The sequence below is a fragment of the Pseudophaeobacter arcticus DSM 23566 genome (assembly GCF_000473205.1).
Classification (GTDB): domain Bacteria; phylum Pseudomonadota; class Alphaproteobacteria; order Rhodobacterales; family Rhodobacteraceae; genus Pseudophaeobacter; species Pseudophaeobacter arcticus.
In genome coordinates this window covers 1,642,259-1,660,661 of the sequence record NZ_KI421507.1, presented here as the reverse complement: position 1 = coordinate 1,660,661, position 18,403 = coordinate 1,642,259, and the positions used below count along the sequence as shown (strand labels likewise).

The following is an 18,403-nucleotide window of genomic DNA, read 5'->3' as shown; positions in this document are numbered from 1 at the left end:
GTCAAAATACTCATCAAACATATGAGTTTGTCGCAATCTCTGCAGCGACCCCCCGGACTCCGCCTCGGGCGCACAGTGTTATAGACGCCAGATCCCCTTGCGCAGCAGGGCCTGGCTCCATAGTCTAGGGGCAACACGATAATCGGAGGGCGTGAATCATGACGCCCAGGCGTTCCAAAGGTGCGGGCGCGTTTCCCAAGGTGGTTGAAACCCCTGTACCAGCCCGTCCGGATTCTGATGCGCTTTATGCGGCTCTGGATCTTGGCACAAACAGTTGCCGCATGCTGATTGCCCAGCCAAAGGGCAGCGGCTTTCATGTGGTGGATAGCTTTTCCAAGTCTGTGCAATTGGGCACCGGGCTTGAGCGGACCGGACGCCTGTCCCGTTCGTCCATGTCCCGTACCATTCAGGCCTTGCGGATTTGCCAGCAAAAACTCAAACGCAACCGCGTCAAGCGCATGCGGCTGGTCACCACCGAAGCCTGTCGACGGGCAAAAAACGCGCGTGAGTTCATCAGGCAGGTAAAGCGGGAAACCGGGCTGCTGCTGGAAATCATCCAACCCGAAGAAGAGGCCCGCCTGGCGGTCATTTCCTGCGCGCCTTTGGTCTCGACCAAAACCGAGCAGCTGTTGGTGGTGGATATTGGCGGCGGCTCGACCGAGCTGGTCTGGATTGATCTTTCGTCGGTGCCAAAGCGTGATCGCCCGGCAGCGATCATGCGGCTGCATGCCGGCTTTCATCCTGCCTACAGCCCCTTTCCCTCGGCCAAGGTTGTGGATTGGATTTCTGTGCCGCTTGGCGTGGCCACCCTGCGGGATCAGTTCAACGACGTCGAAGATGATTCAGCCCGCTTTGCCCTGATGAGCTGGTATTTTGAAGAACATCTAGCGGATTTTGCCCCCTATAAGGATGAGCAGGCCCGCGATGGCTTTCAGATTGTTGGCACCTCGGGTACGGTGACCACTGTTGCTGCCTCCCATCTTGGGTTAAAGCGCTACGATCGCACCAAGGTAGACGGGTTGCGGATGACCAGCGACCAGATCGACAAGGTGATCCGTGGCTATCTGGATCTTGGGCCTCAGGGGCGTCGTCGCGACCCCCGAATTGGCGAAGACCGTCAGGCCCTGATCATGTCCGGGTCGGCCATTTTGCAGGCGCTGCTCAGGTGTTGGCCAACGGATCGGCTGTCGGTGGCGGATCGTGGTCTGCGCGAAGGCCTGCTCTATGCGCAGATGAGCGCGGATGGTGTTTTGGAAGACGGGCCCTTCTGAGGCGCGAAAAATGTAATTGACGCCCTGCCCTCCGGTTTGGAGGCTGCGGCAAAACGGTGAAGATGATGGCAAAAACGCCGAACGGAAAAACCCCCACAGGCAAGAATACCTCTGGCCGTGGTCAGCGGGATCTTAAGGTCAAGGTGAAATCCGCCCGCGGACGTCGGCTGAGCTCGACCCGATGGCTGCAACGCCAGCTGAACGATCCCTATGTCAAACGCGCTCAGGCCGAAGGCTATCGTGGGCGCGCCGCCTATAAGATCATGGAAGTTGACGACAAATATCGCTTTCTGGTGCCCGGTGCCCGCGTTGTCGACCTGGGCTGCGCCCCCGGTGGCTGGGCGCAGGTGGCCGTCAAGCGTATCAATGTGATGGGCGAAAAACGCGGCAAGGCCCAGGGCCGTATCATTGGCGTTGACCTGCAGGAGATGGAACCCATGGCGGGGGCTGAATTCCACCAGCTCGATTTTATGGATGAAGGCGCCGATGATCAGGTCAAAGAATGGCTGGGCGGCTCTGCCGATGTGGTCATGTCCGATATGGCGGCTTCCAGTTCAGGCCACAAACAGACTGACCACCTCAAGATTATCGCGCTGTGCGAGGCCGCAGCCTATTTTGCCTTTGATGTTCTGGAAGAAGGCGGCACCTTTGTCGCCAAGGTTCTGGCCGGCGGTGCCGAGGGTGAGCTGCAAAAACTGCTGAAGAACAAATTCACCAAGGTTGCCAATGTCAAACCGCCATCGTCGCGGTCAGACAGTTCGGAAAAATTTGTCGTGGCGATGGGATACAAGGGCTAAGCCTTTGGGCCCTTAGTGCTGGCCCATCAGCGACTGGTGTGCCAGATCGCGCAGTTTGAGGGCCTCTTCGCCCTCGCCTTCGCTTTGCAAAGAAACGCGCAGCTTCTGCGACATCTGGCTGGCAAGCCCTGACTTTTGCAAAACCTGTTTTACCAGTTGTGGGACCAACAGCTCTTTGCCAAACCTTGTCATCTTGCGCTTCCTACCTCTGTGTTCCTGGGGTGTTACGGTAGGATCTGGGTAGGATCCGAGCGGGGCCAAAATGTGGCAAGGCTGCCCCATTGTTTCCAATCCGGAAACATGTGATATTTTTGCACAGCCCGTGATGTGACTGGGCTGCCTTGTGTGCCGCTAACCCCTTACCTTTTGGATCGCAGATCAATAAGGGCGCTGTTGAATTCCGCACCCAGGATCAAAATTGCCGCGTTCACATAGAGGAAAATCATCGCAGCCATGGCCCCGGCCAACCCGGCGTAGGTGGCAGAATATTGTGCAATTGATCCAACATAGAAGGCAAAGCCAATCCCGGCGCCCCACCAGAGCGCCACCGTGAGAACCGTGCCGGGCAGGATATGGGACAGGCGATGTATTTTCCCTGGCAGCAAAAGATGACAGCAAAACACAGCACCAAAGGGCAACAGAGCCACCACCAAAGCATGCAGGCCTGGTGTCAAATAGCCGGACAGATCCACATCCGGGAAAAATTCAGCCAGGTAATGTAGATAGAGCGGCAAGACCACCTCAAACAGGGCCGCAATAAGGATGCCGACGCCGCCCAGAACCACAAGGCCAAGACACAGCAGCCGGGACAGCCAATAGGGACGGTGATCCTCGTCGTGATAGGCCTGCACCATGGCCAGCCGTACGGCATTGACGCCGTTGGAGGCAAAATAGAGGGCAAAAATCCCCCCCACCGTGATCAATCCGGTGTTGGAACTTGCCAGCACCGCGTCAAGCTCAGCCAGGATCGGGGTTGAGACAGGCTCAGGCCAGGCCCCAAAGACCAGATCCACCAGACGCTCCAGTTCGACGCTCTGGGAAAAAACGCTGGCCACGGTGCCGGCCAAGGCCACAGTGAACAAAACAAAGGGAAAGAGTGCCAGCATCATCGACATGGCAATATGGCTGCTCATCACCCAGCCGTTCTTGCTGTTGAACCGGTTTATCGCAAGCCAGAGCGATCTTGCCCAAATATTTGAAAAAACGCCAATTTTCATATCGCAAGGCTTCCATATCCATATCTCAAACATCCCTAAACTAAAACAAAGCGCGCCAACAAGACAGCGAGTTGCTGGACAGTTCCCGCCCAGGGGTATTCACTGCCAAACAGCGATCAACCTGCCATTTGCCCTGCTGACGGCCATTTCCCGGGAAACAGATCAAAACATGGTTTTAACCGTAACAGATGTCACCAAAACAATCCCCCAAAGCGACCTGGAGAAGCCGATACTGGATCGGGTCAGTTTGCAATTGCAGGCCGGAACCTCCCTGGCGCTAACGGGTGAAAGCGGATCTGGCAAAAGCACGCTTTTGCACCTTGTTGGGGCTTTGGACGGGTTTGACAGTGGCGAAATCCATGTGGATGGCGTTGCCCTGCGCACCCTGGATGATAGCGGGCGGGCGGCGCTGCGCCGAAGCAAGGTTTCCATTGTTTTTCAGCAATTTAATATCATTCCCTCACTTGATGTCGCGGCAAATATCGCGCTGCATGCCAAGCTGGCCAAAGCCCATGATCCGGATTGGGAGGCTCTTTTGGCGCAGCGGCTGGGCTTGACCGCTTTGTTGTCCCGCTACCCAGAACAGCTGTCGGGGGGGCAGCAGCAACGGGTGGCCATTGCCCGCGCGCTTGCCATGCGGCCCAAGCTGTTGCTGGCGGATGAACCAACCGGCAGCCTGGATGAGGAAAGCGGCGAGGCGGTGCTGGCGCTGATGCTGGATCTGGTCGCCGAAAGCCAAACCGCGCTGTTTCTCGTCACGCACTCCCAGACAATTGCTGCCGCCCTGGATCGGCGGCTGCATCTCAGCAACGGGGGGCTGACGTGACAGGGCCTGCCCTTTTTGCGCTGCTGTCCCATTGGCGTCAGCACAGATTTCAGCTGGCAGCCCTGATTGTCGGCCTGGCGCTGGCAACAGCCCTGTGGATGGCCGTCCAGGCGATCAACAACCAGGCAAAAGCCAGCTACGCCAGGGCAGAAAACTATGCACGCCAGATTGATCGGCCAAGCCTGGTGCCCGCCTCCAACAACAGCTTGACCCTGTCTGAGTATGTCAGGCTTAGGCGCAGCGGCTGGAAACTGGCTCCAATCCTGGAGGGTCGCATCAAGGTTGCAGATCAAGCCATTGAAATGACTGGTATTGATCTCCTGTCTCCGCCACAGATTCCTGGCCTCACGTCATCTGAAACGACAGCGCAGAACGGGACGCTGCTGATCGCGATGCTACGCCCGCCTGGTGGTTTGTGGCTGCATCCCCAAACGGCCAAACTGGTTGCTGCAGAGTTTCCAAAGATAACGCTCCACCTCTCAGCAGAGCTGCCGCCCGGTCAAGTCATTGGCGATATTTCGGTCGTCAGCCGCTTGCTTGATGCGCCTGACAGGCTGACACGGCTCATCTATCAGTCGCCAGCCCCACCATCCCCAAGTGCACTACAAGCGCTGCCAGAACATATTCAATTTGAAGCCGCAGGCGCCAGCCGCATTGCACCGGGAACCCTCACCGAGAGCTTTCACCTCAACCTGACGGCCTTTGGGTTTTTATCCTTTGTTGTTGGGCTTTTTATTGTGCAGGGCACCATTGGTCTGGCGATGGAGCAGCGGCGCGGCCTGTTTCGTACCCTGCGCTGCCTTGGGCTTCCGTTCCAAAATCTGGTCTTTATTTTGGCAATAGAGATCACCATCATTGCCTGTGTATCGGCCTTTATCGGATTGATAATTGGGTATTTTATTGCAGCCTCCCTGTTGCCCGGTGTGGCTGTGACCCTCTCGGGGCTCTACGGTGTTGAGGTTGACAACGGCCTGACCCTGCGGCCCCAATGGGTGCTGTCCGGCCTGGCCATGACCCTGCTTGGGGCGGGGATCGCCAGTTGTTATTCGTTTTTCACCCTTTGGCATCTTCCCATCCTGCAAGCGCCCTCCACCCAGGCCAGAGGCCAACAGGTTCTGCGCAATTTCAACGGCTGGGCGCGGGCTGGGGTAGGATTGCTGGGCATTGGCACCCTGTCCCTGCTGCTGTGGGGCGGTCTCAACGGTGGTTTTGTGTTTCTGGGCTGTCTGCTGCTGGGGACGGCGCTGCCACTGCCATTTTGCCTCTGGCATATTCTGCAGGCAGGCCAGAGGCTGACGCGCCATCCGCTCGGGCATTGGCTCTGGGCGGATGCGCGGGCACAGCTTCCCGGCCTTTCCCTGGCGCTGGTGGCGCTTATGCTGGCTTTGGCGACAAATATTGGCGTTGGAACAATGGTTTCCAGCTTTAGGCTGACCTTCTCTGACTGGTTGGACCAACGGCTGACTTCAGAGCTCTACGTCACTGCACGCGATGATACCCAAGGCGCCGCGCTGCACCAATGGTTGGCGCAACAAGACCTGCGGGTCTTACCCATCCGCTCTCAAATCCTGCGCGATCAGGCCGGACAGATCACCATTTACGGCGTGCTGGACGATCCCACATATCGTGACAACTGGCCCATGCTGGAGGCCCAGCCCAAGGTCTGGGATCTGCTGGCGCAGGGCAAGGGGCTTTTGGTCAGCGAACAACTGGCACGGCGCCGCAAGCTGAACCTGGGCGACACAATACCGCTGCCGCAGGGCTGGCCGAGCACGGTTTTGGGCATCTACTCAGACTATGGCAATCCCCACGGGCAAGCCATTGTCTCGATGGCACAACTGCTGCGCAATGCGCCACAGGCGCCCAACCAGCGTTTTGGCCTGCGTCTTGAAGCCAGTGATGTTCCTGCTTTGATCAAAAAGATCCAGGACAGGTTTGATTTGGATAGAGAAAGTCTTGTCGAACAAGGCAAGATCAAAGCCGCCTCAAAACGGGTTTTTGATCAGACCTTTCTGGTGACCGACAGCCTGAAACTGCTCACATTGGGGGTGGCAAGTTTTGCGATTTTCACCAGTCTCGCAACCCTCTGGAGCCAGCGCCTGCCGCAATTGGGCCCGGTCTGGGCCATGGGGGTCAGCCGCCGAACGCTGGCGCAGATCGACATCCTGCGCAGCCTGTTGATGGCCGGTCTGACTGCCCTGTTGGCCCTGCCGCTGGGATTGGTGCTATCCTGGGCCTTGTTGGTGGTGATCAACACCGAGGCCTTTGGCTGGCGACTGCCGGTTTATCTGTTTCCTCTGGACTGGCTGTGGCTTGTCACACTGTCGCTTTTGGCCGCTCTGCTGGCGGCACTGCTGCCGGCCTGGCGCCTGTTTCGTCTCCAGCCCAGTGCTCTGTTGAAGGTGTTTTCCAGTGAACGTTAGCCGCCTGCTGCTCTGTCTGAATCTGCTTGCCGCCAGCCCAGCATTGTCCCAGGGCTTTGCCAGTCTGGGGAGTGCGGCTGAAGGCTTTGCCATTCCGCATCCCGACCACCGCTTGCAGTTCCCCAGGGACCACGGGGCTCATCCGGATTTTCGTATTGAATGGTGGTATTTGACTGCCAACCTTAAGGATGAAAACGGCCAGAGCTACGGCATTCAATGGACGCTGTTTCGCAGCGCCCTTGCGCCGGGCGAGGCAGAAGGTTGGCAAAGCCCGCAGATCTGGATGGGCCATGCCGGCCTGACCAGCGCCACTGCGCATTTCTCAACCGAGCGCCTGGCCCGCGGCGGCATTGGCCAGGCCGGGGTCACCACAGCGCCCTTTCAGGCCTGGATTGACGACTGGCAGATGGCGGGTGCAAATGACCTGTCCCAGCTTGATCTCTACGCCGCGGGTGACAGTTTTTCATATGACCTCTCGGCCGAAACCATGGCGCCATTGGTTTTGCAGGGCGAGCAGGGCTATTCGGTGAAATCCCCCGAAGGCCAGGCCAGCTATTATTACTCGCAGCCAAATTACCAAATCCAAGGCACCCTCACCCTGCCCTCCGGGCCTGTTGCTGTGACCGGCGATGGCTGGCTGGATCGCGAATGGTCCAGCCAGCCGCTGTCAGAAGATCAAAATGGCTGGGACTGGTTTTCGCTGCGGTTTGACAGTGGCGATAAGCTGATGGGGTTTGTGTTGCGCGGCGCCGATGGAGCCGATGACTTTCGATCAGGGACCTGGATTTCCGCCTCCGGCAAGGTCACGCCGCTGGCACCGGGTTCCTTTCAGGCAGTCCCCCTGGCGCAGGTGGAGGTTGCCGGACGACAGATCCCGGTGCGCTGGGAGGTTCACCTGCCAGAGCGAAATGTTTTCCTGATAGTTGAAGCCCTTAACCCCCAAAGCTGGATGGATGTGGCCTTTGCCTATTGGGAGGGTCCCGTGACTGTATCTGGCAGCCACAGCGGCACCGGCTATTTGGAAATGACCGGGTATGACTAGTGCTCTGTAATAATGGCCAGCAAAAAGGGGCACATCACAGCGCCCCTTTTTTGGTTTTCAGGTGAGGGTCTTCAGGTTGGGTCTTCAGGCCTTTTGATCTTCAGGCCTTTGGACCGCGAACAACAAAGACCGAGCACTCCGAATGCCGGATGACCCGGGCCGCATTGGGCCCCAGCAAATAGTCCTTTAGATCAGGCTTATGGGCCCCAACCACGATCAGGTCGCTGCCGGCGGCCTCGGCCACCTTCAGGATCTCCTGATAGGCCGTCCCGGTGGCCACCACATGGCGGATCTTGGCATTGCGCTCTTGCCCCAGGATCTCGGCGCAGATCCTTTTCAGCTTGGTTGTGGTTTCCTCAACTGCCTTTTCATGGTGATGGCTTTCAAAAAAACCCGAAACCCAGCTTTCGCCAAAGTCAGGCAGAACATTCACCACATCCAATTGCGCCCCGTCCAGGTCGGCCATTCTGGCCGCCTGTTCGAGTACCATTTTGTCGGTGGCCTTATCGCTTAACTCCACCGCACACAGGACAGATTTGATCATGCTGGATCTCCTTCTCTGCGGACGCGGCCGCGTTGCATCATGGCAATCAGACCCAGCAGCAAAAGCGCTGGAATGAACACCAACTCCTTGGGCAGCTGATCAACTGGTGCCAGGATTTCCTTCACAAAAACAGGTGTATCCCCGTAAAAGTCAAAGCTGCCCAGATCTTGTTCCGCCGGGGTCCCAAAGCCCGGTGCATCCAGGTTCATCTGGCTGCCTTCGGGCAACAGGATCAGCCCGGCCTTTTCAGCCAAGGCAGCACCATCCAGCCCTTCGATCGCTTCGACAATCAGCGTTGTCGAGGCAATTTCGCCGGTGTCAAAATCGGGCCCCTCAATGGTGAGACGCAGCTGCTGTCCCGCCTCTGCCGCGCCAAGTGCCTGCACCAGTTCGGTTGGGGCAACTTCCGTGTGGGGCGGCATGATCCGGTTCATAAAGAAGTCCGGACGGAACAGCGCAAAGGCGACAAAGACCAAGAGGAAGCTTTCATACAGCCTACTGCGGGTGACAAAATAGCCCATGGTGCCGGCGGTAAAGACCAGGATGGCAATGGTTGCAGATATGGCGACCATAATGCCTTGAACCCAGGTGACATCTATCAACAACAGATCGGTGTTGAAGATGAAGACAAAGGGCAAAGCCACTGTTCGCAAACTATAAAAGAAGGCGACAAAGCCGGTGCGGATGGCGTCACCGCCGGACACAGCGGCGGCAGCAAAGCTGGCCAGCCCCACCGGTGGGGTCACATCGGCCATGATCCCAAAGTAGAAGACAAAGAGATGCACGGCGATCAGCGGCACGATCAGACCCGACTGCGCCCCCAGTTCCACCACAACCCCCGCCATCAGCGAGCTGACAACGATATAGTTGGCGGTTGTCGGCAGACCCATGCCCAGCACCAGCGACAACAGACCAACGCAAATCAGCACAAAGACCAGGATGGTACCGGTCATGTCTGCGGCGCGTTCCGCCACGGTGCCCTGAAAGCTGGTAATGCCAACAAAATCGGTCAGCGGGCTGATGGCGTGAACTGCCATTGCGCTCAGATAGGTGAGCCCATAGGCCATGGTTTCCACCAGCTCGGCCATCACCTGACCAACCCCTGTCAGCGTCACCGTGCCCACGATCACACCGGCCGTCGCCGTTGCAAGGGCGATACCGATCATGTTGCGAGAGCCGTCAATCAAGCCGCTCCACAGGTCATGACAGCCCTCAACAAAGGTGGGCATCATGTTGCTTTGTTTGCGAAAAATCGCCTTGATGGGTTTTTGGGTCAGAAGGATGACAAACAGCAGTGCCGTGGCCCAGAAGGCCGAAAGCCCCGGAGATTTCTGCTCGATCATCAGGAAATACACCAGCACCACGATGGGCAGCATATAGTGCAGACCCGCTTTGTAGATCTTGGAGATATCCGGCAGTTCGATCTCTTCGGCATTGGGGTCATCCGGCTCGAGATCATCGATGCCGGACGCCAAAGCCACCAGGGCCAGATAGATGGCAAAGACCACGCCAAACATCAGGAATCCAGCAATACTCGGCGCCCATCTATAGGCCGCCTCCACCGGGAATTGGCTGCCGTAGCAAAGTCCGGCAAAGACCGCAAAAAAGCTCGCCATGCCCAGAATGGTGCGGGTCATGTGGACTTCGCGGTTGCCCAATGTGGGCATATTGCGCTTCACCGCCTCCAGATGCACGATATAGACCAGTGCGATATAGGAAATCGCCGCCGGCAGAAAGGCGTGGGTGATCACCTCGACATAGGAAATGCCGACATATTCAACCATCAAAAAGGCCGCGGCCCCCATCACGGGTGGCATGATCTGGCCGTTGACGGATGAGGCAACCTCGACCGATCCGGCCTGCTCGGATGAGAAGCCGACCCGCTTCATCAGCGGAATGGTAAAGGTGCCGGTGGTGACCACATTGGCAATCGAAGAACCCGAGATAAGCCCGGTTGCCGCAGAACCCACAACAGCCGCCTTGGCCGGACCACCGCGCAGGTGGCCCAGGGCACCAAAGGCCATTTTGATAAAGTAGTTCCCTGCCCCGGCCTTATCAAGAAGTGCGCCGAAGAGCACAAAAAGAAAGACAAATTTAGTCGAAACCCCAAGCGCGATACCAAAGACACCTTCAGAGGTGATCCACATATGGCTCATCGCTTTTTTCAGGCTTGCGCCCTTCCAGCGAATGACTTCGGGCACCCAGTCAGAGGCGCCAAAGAAAACATAGGCCAGAAATACCGTGGCAATAATCGCCATGGCCGGCCCCAACGCGCGGCGCGCCGCCTCGAACAGTATCAAGAGACCTGCAAGGGCGTAGAACTTGTCGATGTCATCCGCCAGGCCGCCGCTGTCGACGATCTTTTGATAGTTCAGATAGCCATAGATGGCGACAAAGACCCCGGCCCCGGCCAGGGCCCAGTCCTGAACCGGAACAAAACCGCTTTCGGGGGTTTTCCATTGCCGAACATAGGTGAGCACAAACCAGGCGCCCATGGCCAGTGCCAGTACCAGCGCCACACCCTGCAGGGTGGTGTTCCAGCTGCCCAACAGGTATTGGCCCAGAATGGCAAAGGCGCTGTAAAACAGCACCACAATCGCCGCAAACACCCCACAGGCACTGACGATGCGTTCCACTGCGGTGGCGACACCAGTGCCATTCAGGAAGGTGGGAGCCACCAGCGCCAGCGCAACCACGGCACCAATCACAACGGCCACATTCATGGAGATATCCGGCGAGACCGTAACCATCACCGCCACCGTAAAGGCGCCCAGCCCAAGAACGGTGCCAAGATGTCCAAGCGCAAAGGAAATCAGATTGCGGCTTTCGCGGCCCATCGCCGGATAGGCCATGAAGCCCAGCATCAGCGCAAAGGCAAGATGGATCAGACGCGAATTATTGTTGACCGCGCCCGGTAGCAGGTAATTTGCCAGCGGTGAGGCGAGAATGACTTGAAAAACGGACCAGCTCACAGCGATGATGGCAAGGGACAGTCCCACAGCTCCGACCGGGTTGCGCGCACCCGCATCAGAGGAGGCGACCAGTTCCTGCAGTTCATCTTCGCTAAGCGGTCGATTTCCCTGAACATCGGATGTCATGGATAATCTCCCATACAGAAGTGATCCGTCCTATGGGGAAAGCCCCCTGTTGCGGACCCTGTCTGATATTATTGGTTTTGGGGGGTACCCCCTCGTAAGGTGAAAGGGGCACGAAATCGCGCCCCTCCCTATGTCGTTGGATTTATTACTCGATCCAACCTTTTTCACGGTAGTATTTGGCCGCACCGTCATGCAGCGGTGCAGACAAACCATCGGCGATCATCTCTTCAGGCTTCAGATTTGCAAAGGCAGGGTGCAGTTTGCGGAAGGCATCAAAGTTTTCAAACACCGATTTCACAACCGCATAGACCGCCTCGTCCGGAACATCGGTGGAGGAGACAAAGGTCGCGCCCACACCAAAGGTCTGTACGTCCGCGTCAGAGCCGCGATACATGCCACCGGGGATGGTGGCGGTGCGGTAAAAGGCGTTGTCTTCAACCAGTTTGGTCACGGCGTCGCCATCAACGGTTACCAGTACGGAATCGCAGGCGGTGGTGGCTTCCTGGATCGAACCAGAGGGGTGACCAACGGTGTAGACCATGGCGTCGATCTGGTTGTCACACAGGGCTGCAGACTGTTCAGCCGCTTTCAGCTCGGTTGCCAGTGCAAAATCTTCCATGCCCCAGCCTTTGGCGTTCATCAGAACTTCCATGGTGCCACGCTGACCGGAGCCGGGGTTACCAATGTTGACGCGCTTGCCTTTCAGATCGTCAAAGGTGGTGATGCCGGCATCGGCACGTGCCACAACGGTAAAGGGCTCAGGATGCACCGAGAATACCGCGCGCAGGCCTTCAAAGGGGCCGTTTTCGGAGAATTTGGAGGTGCCGTGATAGGCATGGTGCTGCCAATCGGACTGGGCAACGCCAAACTGCAATTCGCCTTCGCGGATGGTGTTGATGTTGTAGACAGAGCCACCGGTGGATTCCACGGCGCATTTGAACCCGTGCTCTTTGCGGCTCTTGTTTACCAGGCGGCAAATCGCGCCACCTGTTGGGTAATACACACCGGTCACACCGCCCGTACCGATTGTAATATATTCCTGCGCCTGTGCTGCTGGTGCCATAAAGGCCGCAGTCACCAAGGCTCCGACGGTTAGTTTTGTATGTTTCATGTTTAGATTTCTCCCACGATGTTTTTCATGAAATTTCACCCTTCTACGTTGGAACGGCGATAGGCTCACACTCACTCTAATTTCACCCCGGGCCAAAGGGCCAACGCGATGAATAAGGGCTGATCTGATTGCACGCATCAAGCTAGCCCCTTGCGGTCCCAACCTGTCAAGCGCTTCAAAATCAAGCGAAGTGGATGAGACGGCACTTTTCTCGCATGTGACAAAAGCCCGCCAATTTTCCCCGGCACCCTCCCCCTCAAGAGTCGCGGCAGTGTGGCAGAATGTCGCAGGTGAGTGCAAGGGGGATCTCAACCTGATTGACCCTTGCAGGCCGGTTCTGCGGGGGGGGATCAGAAAACCAGCAAGAAATATTCGTTTTTTCAAATCAAATACTGACTTAGGCCGCAGGTTGGTTTAAACACATTTCCAATCCAAAAACGCAACCCTGACGCGAGTGACGTGATACCTCAAAAGGAGCGCAGTTTGATCCTACTTAGCAACCTGGTCGCAGACAACCCGATGGTACAAGACTTCTGGTCCCTCGAAAGATGCGTCTCAGCGGCAGCCCGCAAAGGTCCCAATAGTTTGGAAACCTCCGATACCTGTCTGCGCATTGATGTGGAACCTGAATATCGCACGACCCCGCGAAAATGGCAGATTATTCTCACTGCCGCCTATGAAAGAGGCCTGCGCGCCCGCAACGCTGGCGCGTAGACCGCCGGGCCGGATCGCCACGTCAATGCCCCTGACAGACATCTATACAGTGAAAACTATACGGGACACATCTATACAGCGCACATCTATACGGGGCAAATATACGGGGCAAAGCCGCCGGACCTAAGCCAAGTATGATCGCCTGTATTTTGTTTTGCCAAGAAGTGGTCGCACTCCCACCCATTGATCTGTCATAAAGGTACAATCAAAGCCAGCTAACCAGGCTGTACCCCCCTGTTGCCACCTGCGGAGATCATTCATGAAAGTTGACGGCACACCCTATAGATCCCTGTGGTGGGACGCTGACGCCGAGGCCCTGCAGATCATTGATCAAAGATGGCTGCCCCATGACTTTCGGATTGAACAATTGGATAGCCTGCAGGGCTTTGCCAGCGCCATCAAGGACATGCATGTTCGCGGGGCGCCGCTTATTGGCGCGACCGCCGCCTATGGCATGGCGCTGGCCATGCGCCTGGATCCAGGCGATGCGGCCCTGCAAAGGGCTTGGGAAACCCTGCACCAGACCCGCCCCACTGCCATCAACCTGCGATGGGCCCTGAACCGGTGCCGCGATCTGCTGATGGGCCTGCCTCTGGAACAACGTCGCCAGGCTGCGCTGTCTCTGGCGCATGAGATCGCCGACGAAGATGTGGAGATCAACCGCCGCATCGGCCAACATGGGTTGCAGCTGATCCAGGAGATCGCCGCGCGGAAAAGCGACGGTAGCCCCGTGCGCCTGTTGACCCATTGCAACGCCGGCTGGATCGCCACGGTTGACTGGGGCACCGCCACCAGCCCGATGTACCACGCCCATGATGCAGGCATCCCGCTACATGTCTGGGTGGATGAAACCCGCCCGCGTAACCAGGGCGCTCTGACCGCCTGGGAGCTGGGCAGCCATGGGATCAGCCATAGCTATATCACCGACAACGCCGGCGGGCATCTGATGCAACACGGGTTGGTTGATATGGTCATCACCGGAACCGACCGCACAACCCGGCAGGGCGATGTCTGCAACAAGATCGGGACCTACCTCAAAGCGCTGGCAGCAAAAGACAACAATGTGCCCTTTTATGTCGCCCTGCCCTCGCCCACAATCGACTGGACGGTCCTGGACGGGATCACGGAGATCCCAATCGAGGACCGCGCCGCTGAAGAGGTCAGCCATATTCAGGGCGGCTCCTCCTCCAAGGGCGAGATCTCAACCGTGCAGGTGACCCCGGATGGAACCCCGGTCAGCAACCCGGCCTTTGACGTGACCCCCAATCATCTGGTGACCGGCCTGATCACCGAACGCGGGGTCTGTGCCGCGTCCGAGGCTGGGTTGGCGGCTCTGTTCCCGGACATGGCGCAGTCTTTTGTCGCGGCAAAGGCCTAGAGCCGATGCCTGATCCGATGCCTGGCCCCTATTGCGATAACACCGCCACCCGACAATCCATCATTGATGCCTGCCTGGCGATGCAGGCCTCGGGTGTCAATCAGGGTGTTTCGGGCAATATTTCTCTGCGCACCACCGATGGCATGCTGATCACCCCCTCTGGGGTGGACTATGAAAAGATGCGCCCCGACATGCTGGTTTTGCTGCCCCTGGATGGCTCTCGGCTGCGCAGGGGTCAGATGAAGCCCTCCTCTGAGTGGCAGTTTCACCGGGACATTCTTGTGGCCAAACCAACGGAGATGGCCGTCGTGCACGCCCATCCCGTCTTTTGCACCGCGCTGGCAATGAACCACCAGCCGATCCCGGCCTGTCACTATATGGTGGCGGCCTTTGGGGGCGATGATGTCCCTGTGGCGGGCTATGCACTTTTTGGCAGCCAGGAACTGTCTGATCTGGTGCTCCTGGCGCTGCGTTCCCGATCCGCTTGCCTGATGGCCAACCACGGCGCCGTGGTCACAGGCGACAGCCTGGAGCGCGCTCTGTGGCGAATGATCGAGCTGGAAACTTTGGCCAAGGGATATGTCACCTCCCTAAGCATTGGCAGCCCAAAACTCCTGAACTCAGAACAGATGGCTGAGGTGAAACAAGCCTTTGCGGGTTATGGCCTGAAACCTTAGAAAATTCGCTCAGACCTCAAACGATTGAGCTGAAAAGTGGCAGAACCTGTTCGCCAGAGCACTTGTTCGTAACCGCCCAGACCGGGCCAATGCAATACGATGCGGGGCAAGGGTTCCCTGCAGCGGCATTCGGACAACTGCTTGCCCGTCATAGGCCGTTTCATGCGGAATATCGGTTGCCAACAGGCCCACGCCCAACTGATTGGCGACCATCGAGCGTAGCATTTCAACCGAGCTCGTTTCATAGGCGATCTTTGGCGTGATCCCGTTCATCTGCGCCAGCGTCAGGAAATAACTGCGGCTGTGCGGCAAGTTCATCAAGATCAACGGATCTTGAAGAAGCTCGGCGACAGCAACCTCCTTGCGGTGGGCAAGCGGGTGGTCTTGCGGCAAAAGACCATAGGGGCGCACATCAGCCAACGGGATGACATCCAGTGTCGAGGGCAGGCCAAAATCATACATAAGGGCGATATCAATTTTTCCGCTTTCGAGCCAGGCCGACAGGGTCTCGAGATCGCCTTCAAACAAGCATATGCGTGCTGTTGGGTTTTCGCTTTGAAATCCGCGAACCAGCGACGGCGCATACCGCGGACCAAGGGTCGAGAAAACGCCCAGATTAAGAGTGGCCCGATTGGGGTCATCCGCGACCAGAACCTGTCGCGCCTGCGTTTGCAAATTTCTGAATTCACCAAGCTTTAGGTGGCCAAAAGACGTTAATACAACCCCCTGGCCAGAGGTGCGGGCAAACAGGGCACGCTGTAAATGTTGCTCGACCTTCGCAATAGCAAGCGACACCGATGGCTGTGACACATTCAATATGCGCGCAGCCGCAGCTGTGCTGCCTCCATCTGCGGTGGCAACGACATAATCTATCTGGCGCATGGTGATAGGTATAGGTTTCATTTATTCCTATATGATAACTCTATATTTCACCCTATATCAAGTTCTTGCCTAGTTTCCAGCAACACATGCCGGAGATTGCAATGAACGATACCTCCCTCACACAGACTGCAAAACCCCTTGACGGGGTACGGGTACTGGATTTCACCCGTGTTCTCGCTGGCCCATATTGCACCGCAATGATGGCCGATTTGGGCGCGGATGTGATCAAAGTAGAATCCTCTCACGGGGATGACTATCGCCACATCGGGCCCTTCGATCAGGGGGAAAGCCTGCTGTTTCAGGCAGTGAACCGGGGCAAACGCTCAATTGTTTTGGATTTGAAATCCGATGCGGGGCGCGCCACCGTACATGCGTTGTTGCGCGATGCCGATGTATTGGTTGAAAATTATCGCCCCGGCGTGATGGACAAGTTGGGGCTGGGTGAAAAACACCTGCGAGAACAATTCCCAGCGCTGATTTACGTTTCGGTCTCTGGCTTTGGCCAAACCGGGGCAAATGCGTCCAAGCCCGCCTATGACATTATCATTCAAGCCATGAGCGGGCTGATGGATGCAACCGGCGAGGCGAGCGGCGCACCTACCATGGTTGGCGAAGCCCTGGCTGACGTCGCAGGCGGCCTGTTTGCCGCCTGGGGCACCATGGTCGCGCTGTTTGATCGCAGCCGTACCGGCAGGGGGCGATATGTGGATGTGGCTCTGTTTGACTCATTGATGTCCATGATGCCGATCTTGGCATGCCGGACCTTGATGGAGAAGGTTTCTCCAACCCGCACAGGCAACCGTCATCCGCTATCTGCCCCGTTTGGGACCTATCCTGCCCAGGATGGTTTTTTCGCTGTTGCGGTTCTGAACGACAGGCTGTTTGCGACCTTCTGCCAGGTCATCGGGCAGCCGGAGCTGGTACAGGACACTCGATTTTCCACCGACGCGTTGCGGCGCCAAAACGAACCTGCGCTGGCTGATTATATTGCCAGATGGGCCAGCACACGATCCACGGGCGAGATTGTTGCAAGCCTGTCCAGTGCAGGAATTCCGGCCGCCTTGCTTCAGTCGGTTGCCGAGGCTTGGAACTCCCCCCAGGTCGTTGAGAGGCAACTGACCTCTGATGTTGATCATCCAACCTTGGGTCGCCTCAACGTTCCCGAACAGCCAGTTCATTTCAGTGATGTCCCGCGCGGCAATCGACTTTCCGCGCCTGCACTCAACGCAGATGCGGCTGACATTCTCGCAGAGCTCTCCAAAGGAAACACCCCATGATATACCCGCTGACAGACGAAGAACGCGCCATTACAACCCAGATCGAACGCTTTTGCACCGAGGTGCTTGCACCGCAGGCTGCGCAATTGGATGAAGAGGCGCTCTTTGCGACCCTTCACCTGCCTGCCATGGCCGAAATGGGTCTTCTGGGTATGAATTTACCGGAACCATTGGGGGGAATCGGCCTTTCTGGTCCCGCGCTTTATGCAGCAGTCGAAACTGTTGCCAGTGCTTGCGGTTCCACCGCGTCAATGTTGACCGCCCACTTTTTGGCAACGGACTCGCTTTTGCTCGGGGCTGACGACGCCTTGCAGGCGCGCGTGCTGCCCGATGCTGCCGCAGGTAAAACCCTAGGCGCATTTGCACTGACCGAACCGCAAGCCGGCTCAAACCCGGCGGATATGACGACCTATGCAACCCGCGAGGGCGATGGCTATCGGATCAAAGGCTCAAAATGTTTCATTTCCAACGCTGGTGGGGCCGACTTCATCGTGGTTTACGCCAAAACCGACCGGGAAGCTGGTGCACGCGGGGTCAGCGCCTTTGTGGTTGAACCAAAGACAACAAAGGGAGTCGACATCGGTCCGAACGAAAGGACCATGGGCCTGCGCGGCGGTCACGTGTTTGGCATAAACTTTGATTGCTGGGTGTCCGCTGACAATCGCATTGGTGCCGAAGGCACAGGGTTTCGCACCGCAATGAAGGTGCTCGACAACGGCCGGATCGAGGTCGCGGCACAGGCAACCGGCATAGCAAGTGCCGCCCTGGAAACGGCGATTTCTTATGCCAAGGACCGCAGGGTTAGCGGCCATCCGATTGCTGATTTTCAAGGCCTACAGTGGATGCTGGCAGATAGTGTGACCGACCTGGCAGCGGCGCGGGCTTTGGCTATGCAGGCGGCCGTCAAACGTGGCACTGGCGCGCGCTATTCATCCGAGTCCGCAATTGCCAAGCTTTTTGCCTCTGAGGCGGCCTGGCGCATTGCCGACCGGGCGCTGCAAATTCATGGCGGCTATGGCTACACGCGCGATTTCCCCCTGGAGCGCTATCTACGCGACCTTCGAATTTTCCGCATCTATGAAGGATCCTCGGAAATTCAACGCAGTATCATTGCGCGTAGCCTGTTGAAATAAATCAAGAATAACA

The 18,403-nt window shown here is 57.4% G+C and carries 16 protein-coding genes; 10 read left to right on the top strand and 6 right to left on the bottom strand.

Annotation, left to right across the window (positions count from 1 at the left end; all coding sequences use genetic code 11):
* Window positions 1–158: 158 nt before the first annotated feature.
* Window positions 159–1,271, top strand: a complete 1,113-nt coding sequence (locus ARCT_RS0111995; RefSeq protein WP_027240298.1) for a Ppx/GppA phosphatase family protein — start codon at window positions 159–161, stop codon at window positions 1,269–1,271.
* Between the two features lie 65 nt (window positions 1,272–1,336).
* The gene (locus ARCT_RS0111990; RefSeq protein ID WP_027240297.1) at window positions 1,337–2,068 is read left to right on the top strand and encodes an RlmE family RNA methyltransferase; all 732 of its coding nucleotides are present in this window, start codon (window positions 1,337–1,339) and stop codon (window positions 2,066–2,068) included.
* A gap of 12 nt (window positions 2,069–2,080) precedes the next feature.
* Here ARCT_RS0111990 and ARCT_RS0111985 read toward each other — a convergent pair whose 3' ends face one another.
* Together ARCT_RS0111985 and ARCT_RS0111980 are read right to left on the bottom strand one after the other, a co-directional pair.
* Window positions 2,081–2,260, bottom strand: a complete 180-nt coding sequence (locus tag ARCT_RS0111985) for a hypothetical protein (protein ID WP_027240296.1) — start codon at window positions 2,258–2,260, stop codon at window positions 2,081–2,083.
* Window positions 2,261–2,427: 167 nt separating this feature from the next.
* Window positions 2,428–3,285 carry a YihY/virulence factor BrkB family protein gene (locus ARCT_RS0111980; RefSeq protein ID WP_027240295.1) on the bottom strand — a complete coding sequence of 286 codons (858 nt, stop codon included), beginning with the start codon at window positions 3,283–3,285 and terminating at the stop codon, window positions 2,428–2,430.
* Window positions 3,286–3,454: 169 nt separating this feature from the next.
* Between ARCT_RS0111980 and ARCT_RS0111975 the strand changes: the two genes are divergently transcribed.
* From ARCT_RS0111975 to ARCT_RS0111965, 3 genes are read left to right on the top strand one after another with little or no spacing between them, the layout of a single operon-like run.
* Window positions 3,455–4,111, top strand: a complete 657-nt coding sequence (locus tag ARCT_RS0111975) for an ABC transporter ATP-binding protein (RefSeq protein WP_027240294.1) — start codon at window positions 3,455–3,457, stop codon at window positions 4,109–4,111.
* Window positions 4,108–6,534, top strand: a complete 2,427-nt coding sequence (locus ARCT_RS0111970) for an FtsX-like permease family protein (protein WP_027240293.1) — start codon at window positions 4,108–4,110, stop codon at window positions 6,532–6,534. The genes ARCT_RS0111975 and ARCT_RS0111970 overlap by 4 nt, the downstream gene beginning before the upstream one ends.
* Window positions 6,524–7,576: a lipocalin-like domain-containing protein gene (locus ARCT_RS0111965; protein WP_036784814.1), complete on the top strand. Its 1,053-nt coding sequence runs from the start codon at window positions 6,524–6,526 to the stop codon at window positions 7,574–7,576. The genes ARCT_RS0111970 and ARCT_RS0111965 overlap by 11 nt, the downstream gene beginning before the upstream one ends.
* A 100-nt stretch (window positions 7,577–7,676) precedes the next feature.
* On the opposite strand, the gene ARCT_RS0111960 is transcribed toward ARCT_RS0111965, so the two are convergent.
* The 3 genes from ARCT_RS0111960 to ARCT_RS0111950 form a co-directional block, all read right to left on the bottom strand.
* On the bottom strand, window positions 7,677–8,120 hold the full coding sequence (locus ARCT_RS0111960) for a universal stress protein (protein ID WP_027240291.1): 444 nt from the start codon (window positions 8,118–8,120) through the stop codon (window positions 7,677–7,679).
* A complete protein-coding gene (locus ARCT_RS0111955) occupies window positions 8,117–11,218 on the bottom strand; it encodes a TRAP transporter permease (protein WP_027240290.1) in 3,102 nt (1,033 codons plus the stop codon). The genes ARCT_RS0111960 and ARCT_RS0111955 overlap by 4 nt, the downstream gene beginning before the upstream one ends.
* 145 nt (window positions 11,219–11,363) lie before the next feature.
* Window positions 11,364–12,329, bottom strand: coding sequence for a TAXI family TRAP transporter solute-binding subunit (locus tag ARCT_RS0111950; RefSeq protein ID WP_027240289.1), 966 nt, complete (start codon window positions 12,327–12,329; stop codon window positions 11,364–11,366).
* A 483-nt stretch (window positions 12,330–12,812) separates the two neighbouring features.
* On the opposite strand from ARCT_RS0111950, the gene ARCT_RS28230 reads away from it, so the two are divergent.
* The 3 genes from ARCT_RS28230 to ARCT_RS0111935 all read left to right on the top strand — a co-directional run bounded on the left by ARCT_RS28230 (window position 12,813) and on the right by ARCT_RS0111935 (window position 15,098).
* Complete coding sequence (locus ARCT_RS28230) at window positions 12,813–13,043, top strand: hypothetical protein (RefSeq protein ID WP_027240288.1); 231 nt, start codon at window positions 12,813–12,815, stop codon at window positions 13,041–13,043.
* 259 nt (window positions 13,044–13,302) lie between these two features.
* Window positions 13,303–14,421, top strand: a complete 1,119-nt coding sequence (gene mtnA / locus ARCT_RS0111940; RefSeq protein WP_027240287.1) for an S-methyl-5-thioribose-1-phosphate isomerase — start codon at window positions 13,303–13,305, stop codon at window positions 14,419–14,421.
* A gap of 5 nt (window positions 14,422–14,426) precedes the next feature.
* Window positions 14,427–15,098, top strand: a complete 672-nt coding sequence (locus ARCT_RS0111935; protein WP_240476310.1) for a class II aldolase/adducin family protein — start codon at window positions 14,427–14,429, stop codon at window positions 15,096–15,098.
* A gap of 9 nt (window positions 15,099–15,107) precedes the next feature.
* Here ARCT_RS0111935 and ARCT_RS25960 read toward each other — a convergent pair whose 3' ends face one another.
* Window positions 15,108–16,001, bottom strand: a complete 894-nt coding sequence (locus tag ARCT_RS25960; RefSeq protein ID WP_036784811.1) for a LysR family transcriptional regulator — start codon at window positions 15,999–16,001, stop codon at window positions 15,108–15,110.
* 80 nt (window positions 16,002–16,081) lie between these two features.
* Here ARCT_RS25960 and ARCT_RS0111925 point away from each other — a divergent pair, with 80 nt between their 5' ends.
* Both ARCT_RS0111925 and ARCT_RS0111920 read left to right on the top strand, forming a co-directional pair.
* Window positions 16,082–17,257: a CaiB/BaiF CoA transferase family protein gene (locus ARCT_RS0111925; protein WP_051360710.1), complete on the top strand. Its 1,176-nt coding sequence runs from the start codon at window positions 16,082–16,084 to the stop codon at window positions 17,255–17,257.
* A complete protein-coding gene (locus ARCT_RS0111920) occupies window positions 17,254–18,390 on the top strand; it encodes an acyl-CoA dehydrogenase family protein (RefSeq protein ID WP_027240284.1) in 1,137 nt (378 codons plus the stop codon). The genes ARCT_RS0111925 and ARCT_RS0111920 overlap by 4 nt, the downstream gene beginning before the upstream one ends.
* The last annotated feature ends 13 nt before the right edge of the window (window positions 18,391–18,403 follow it).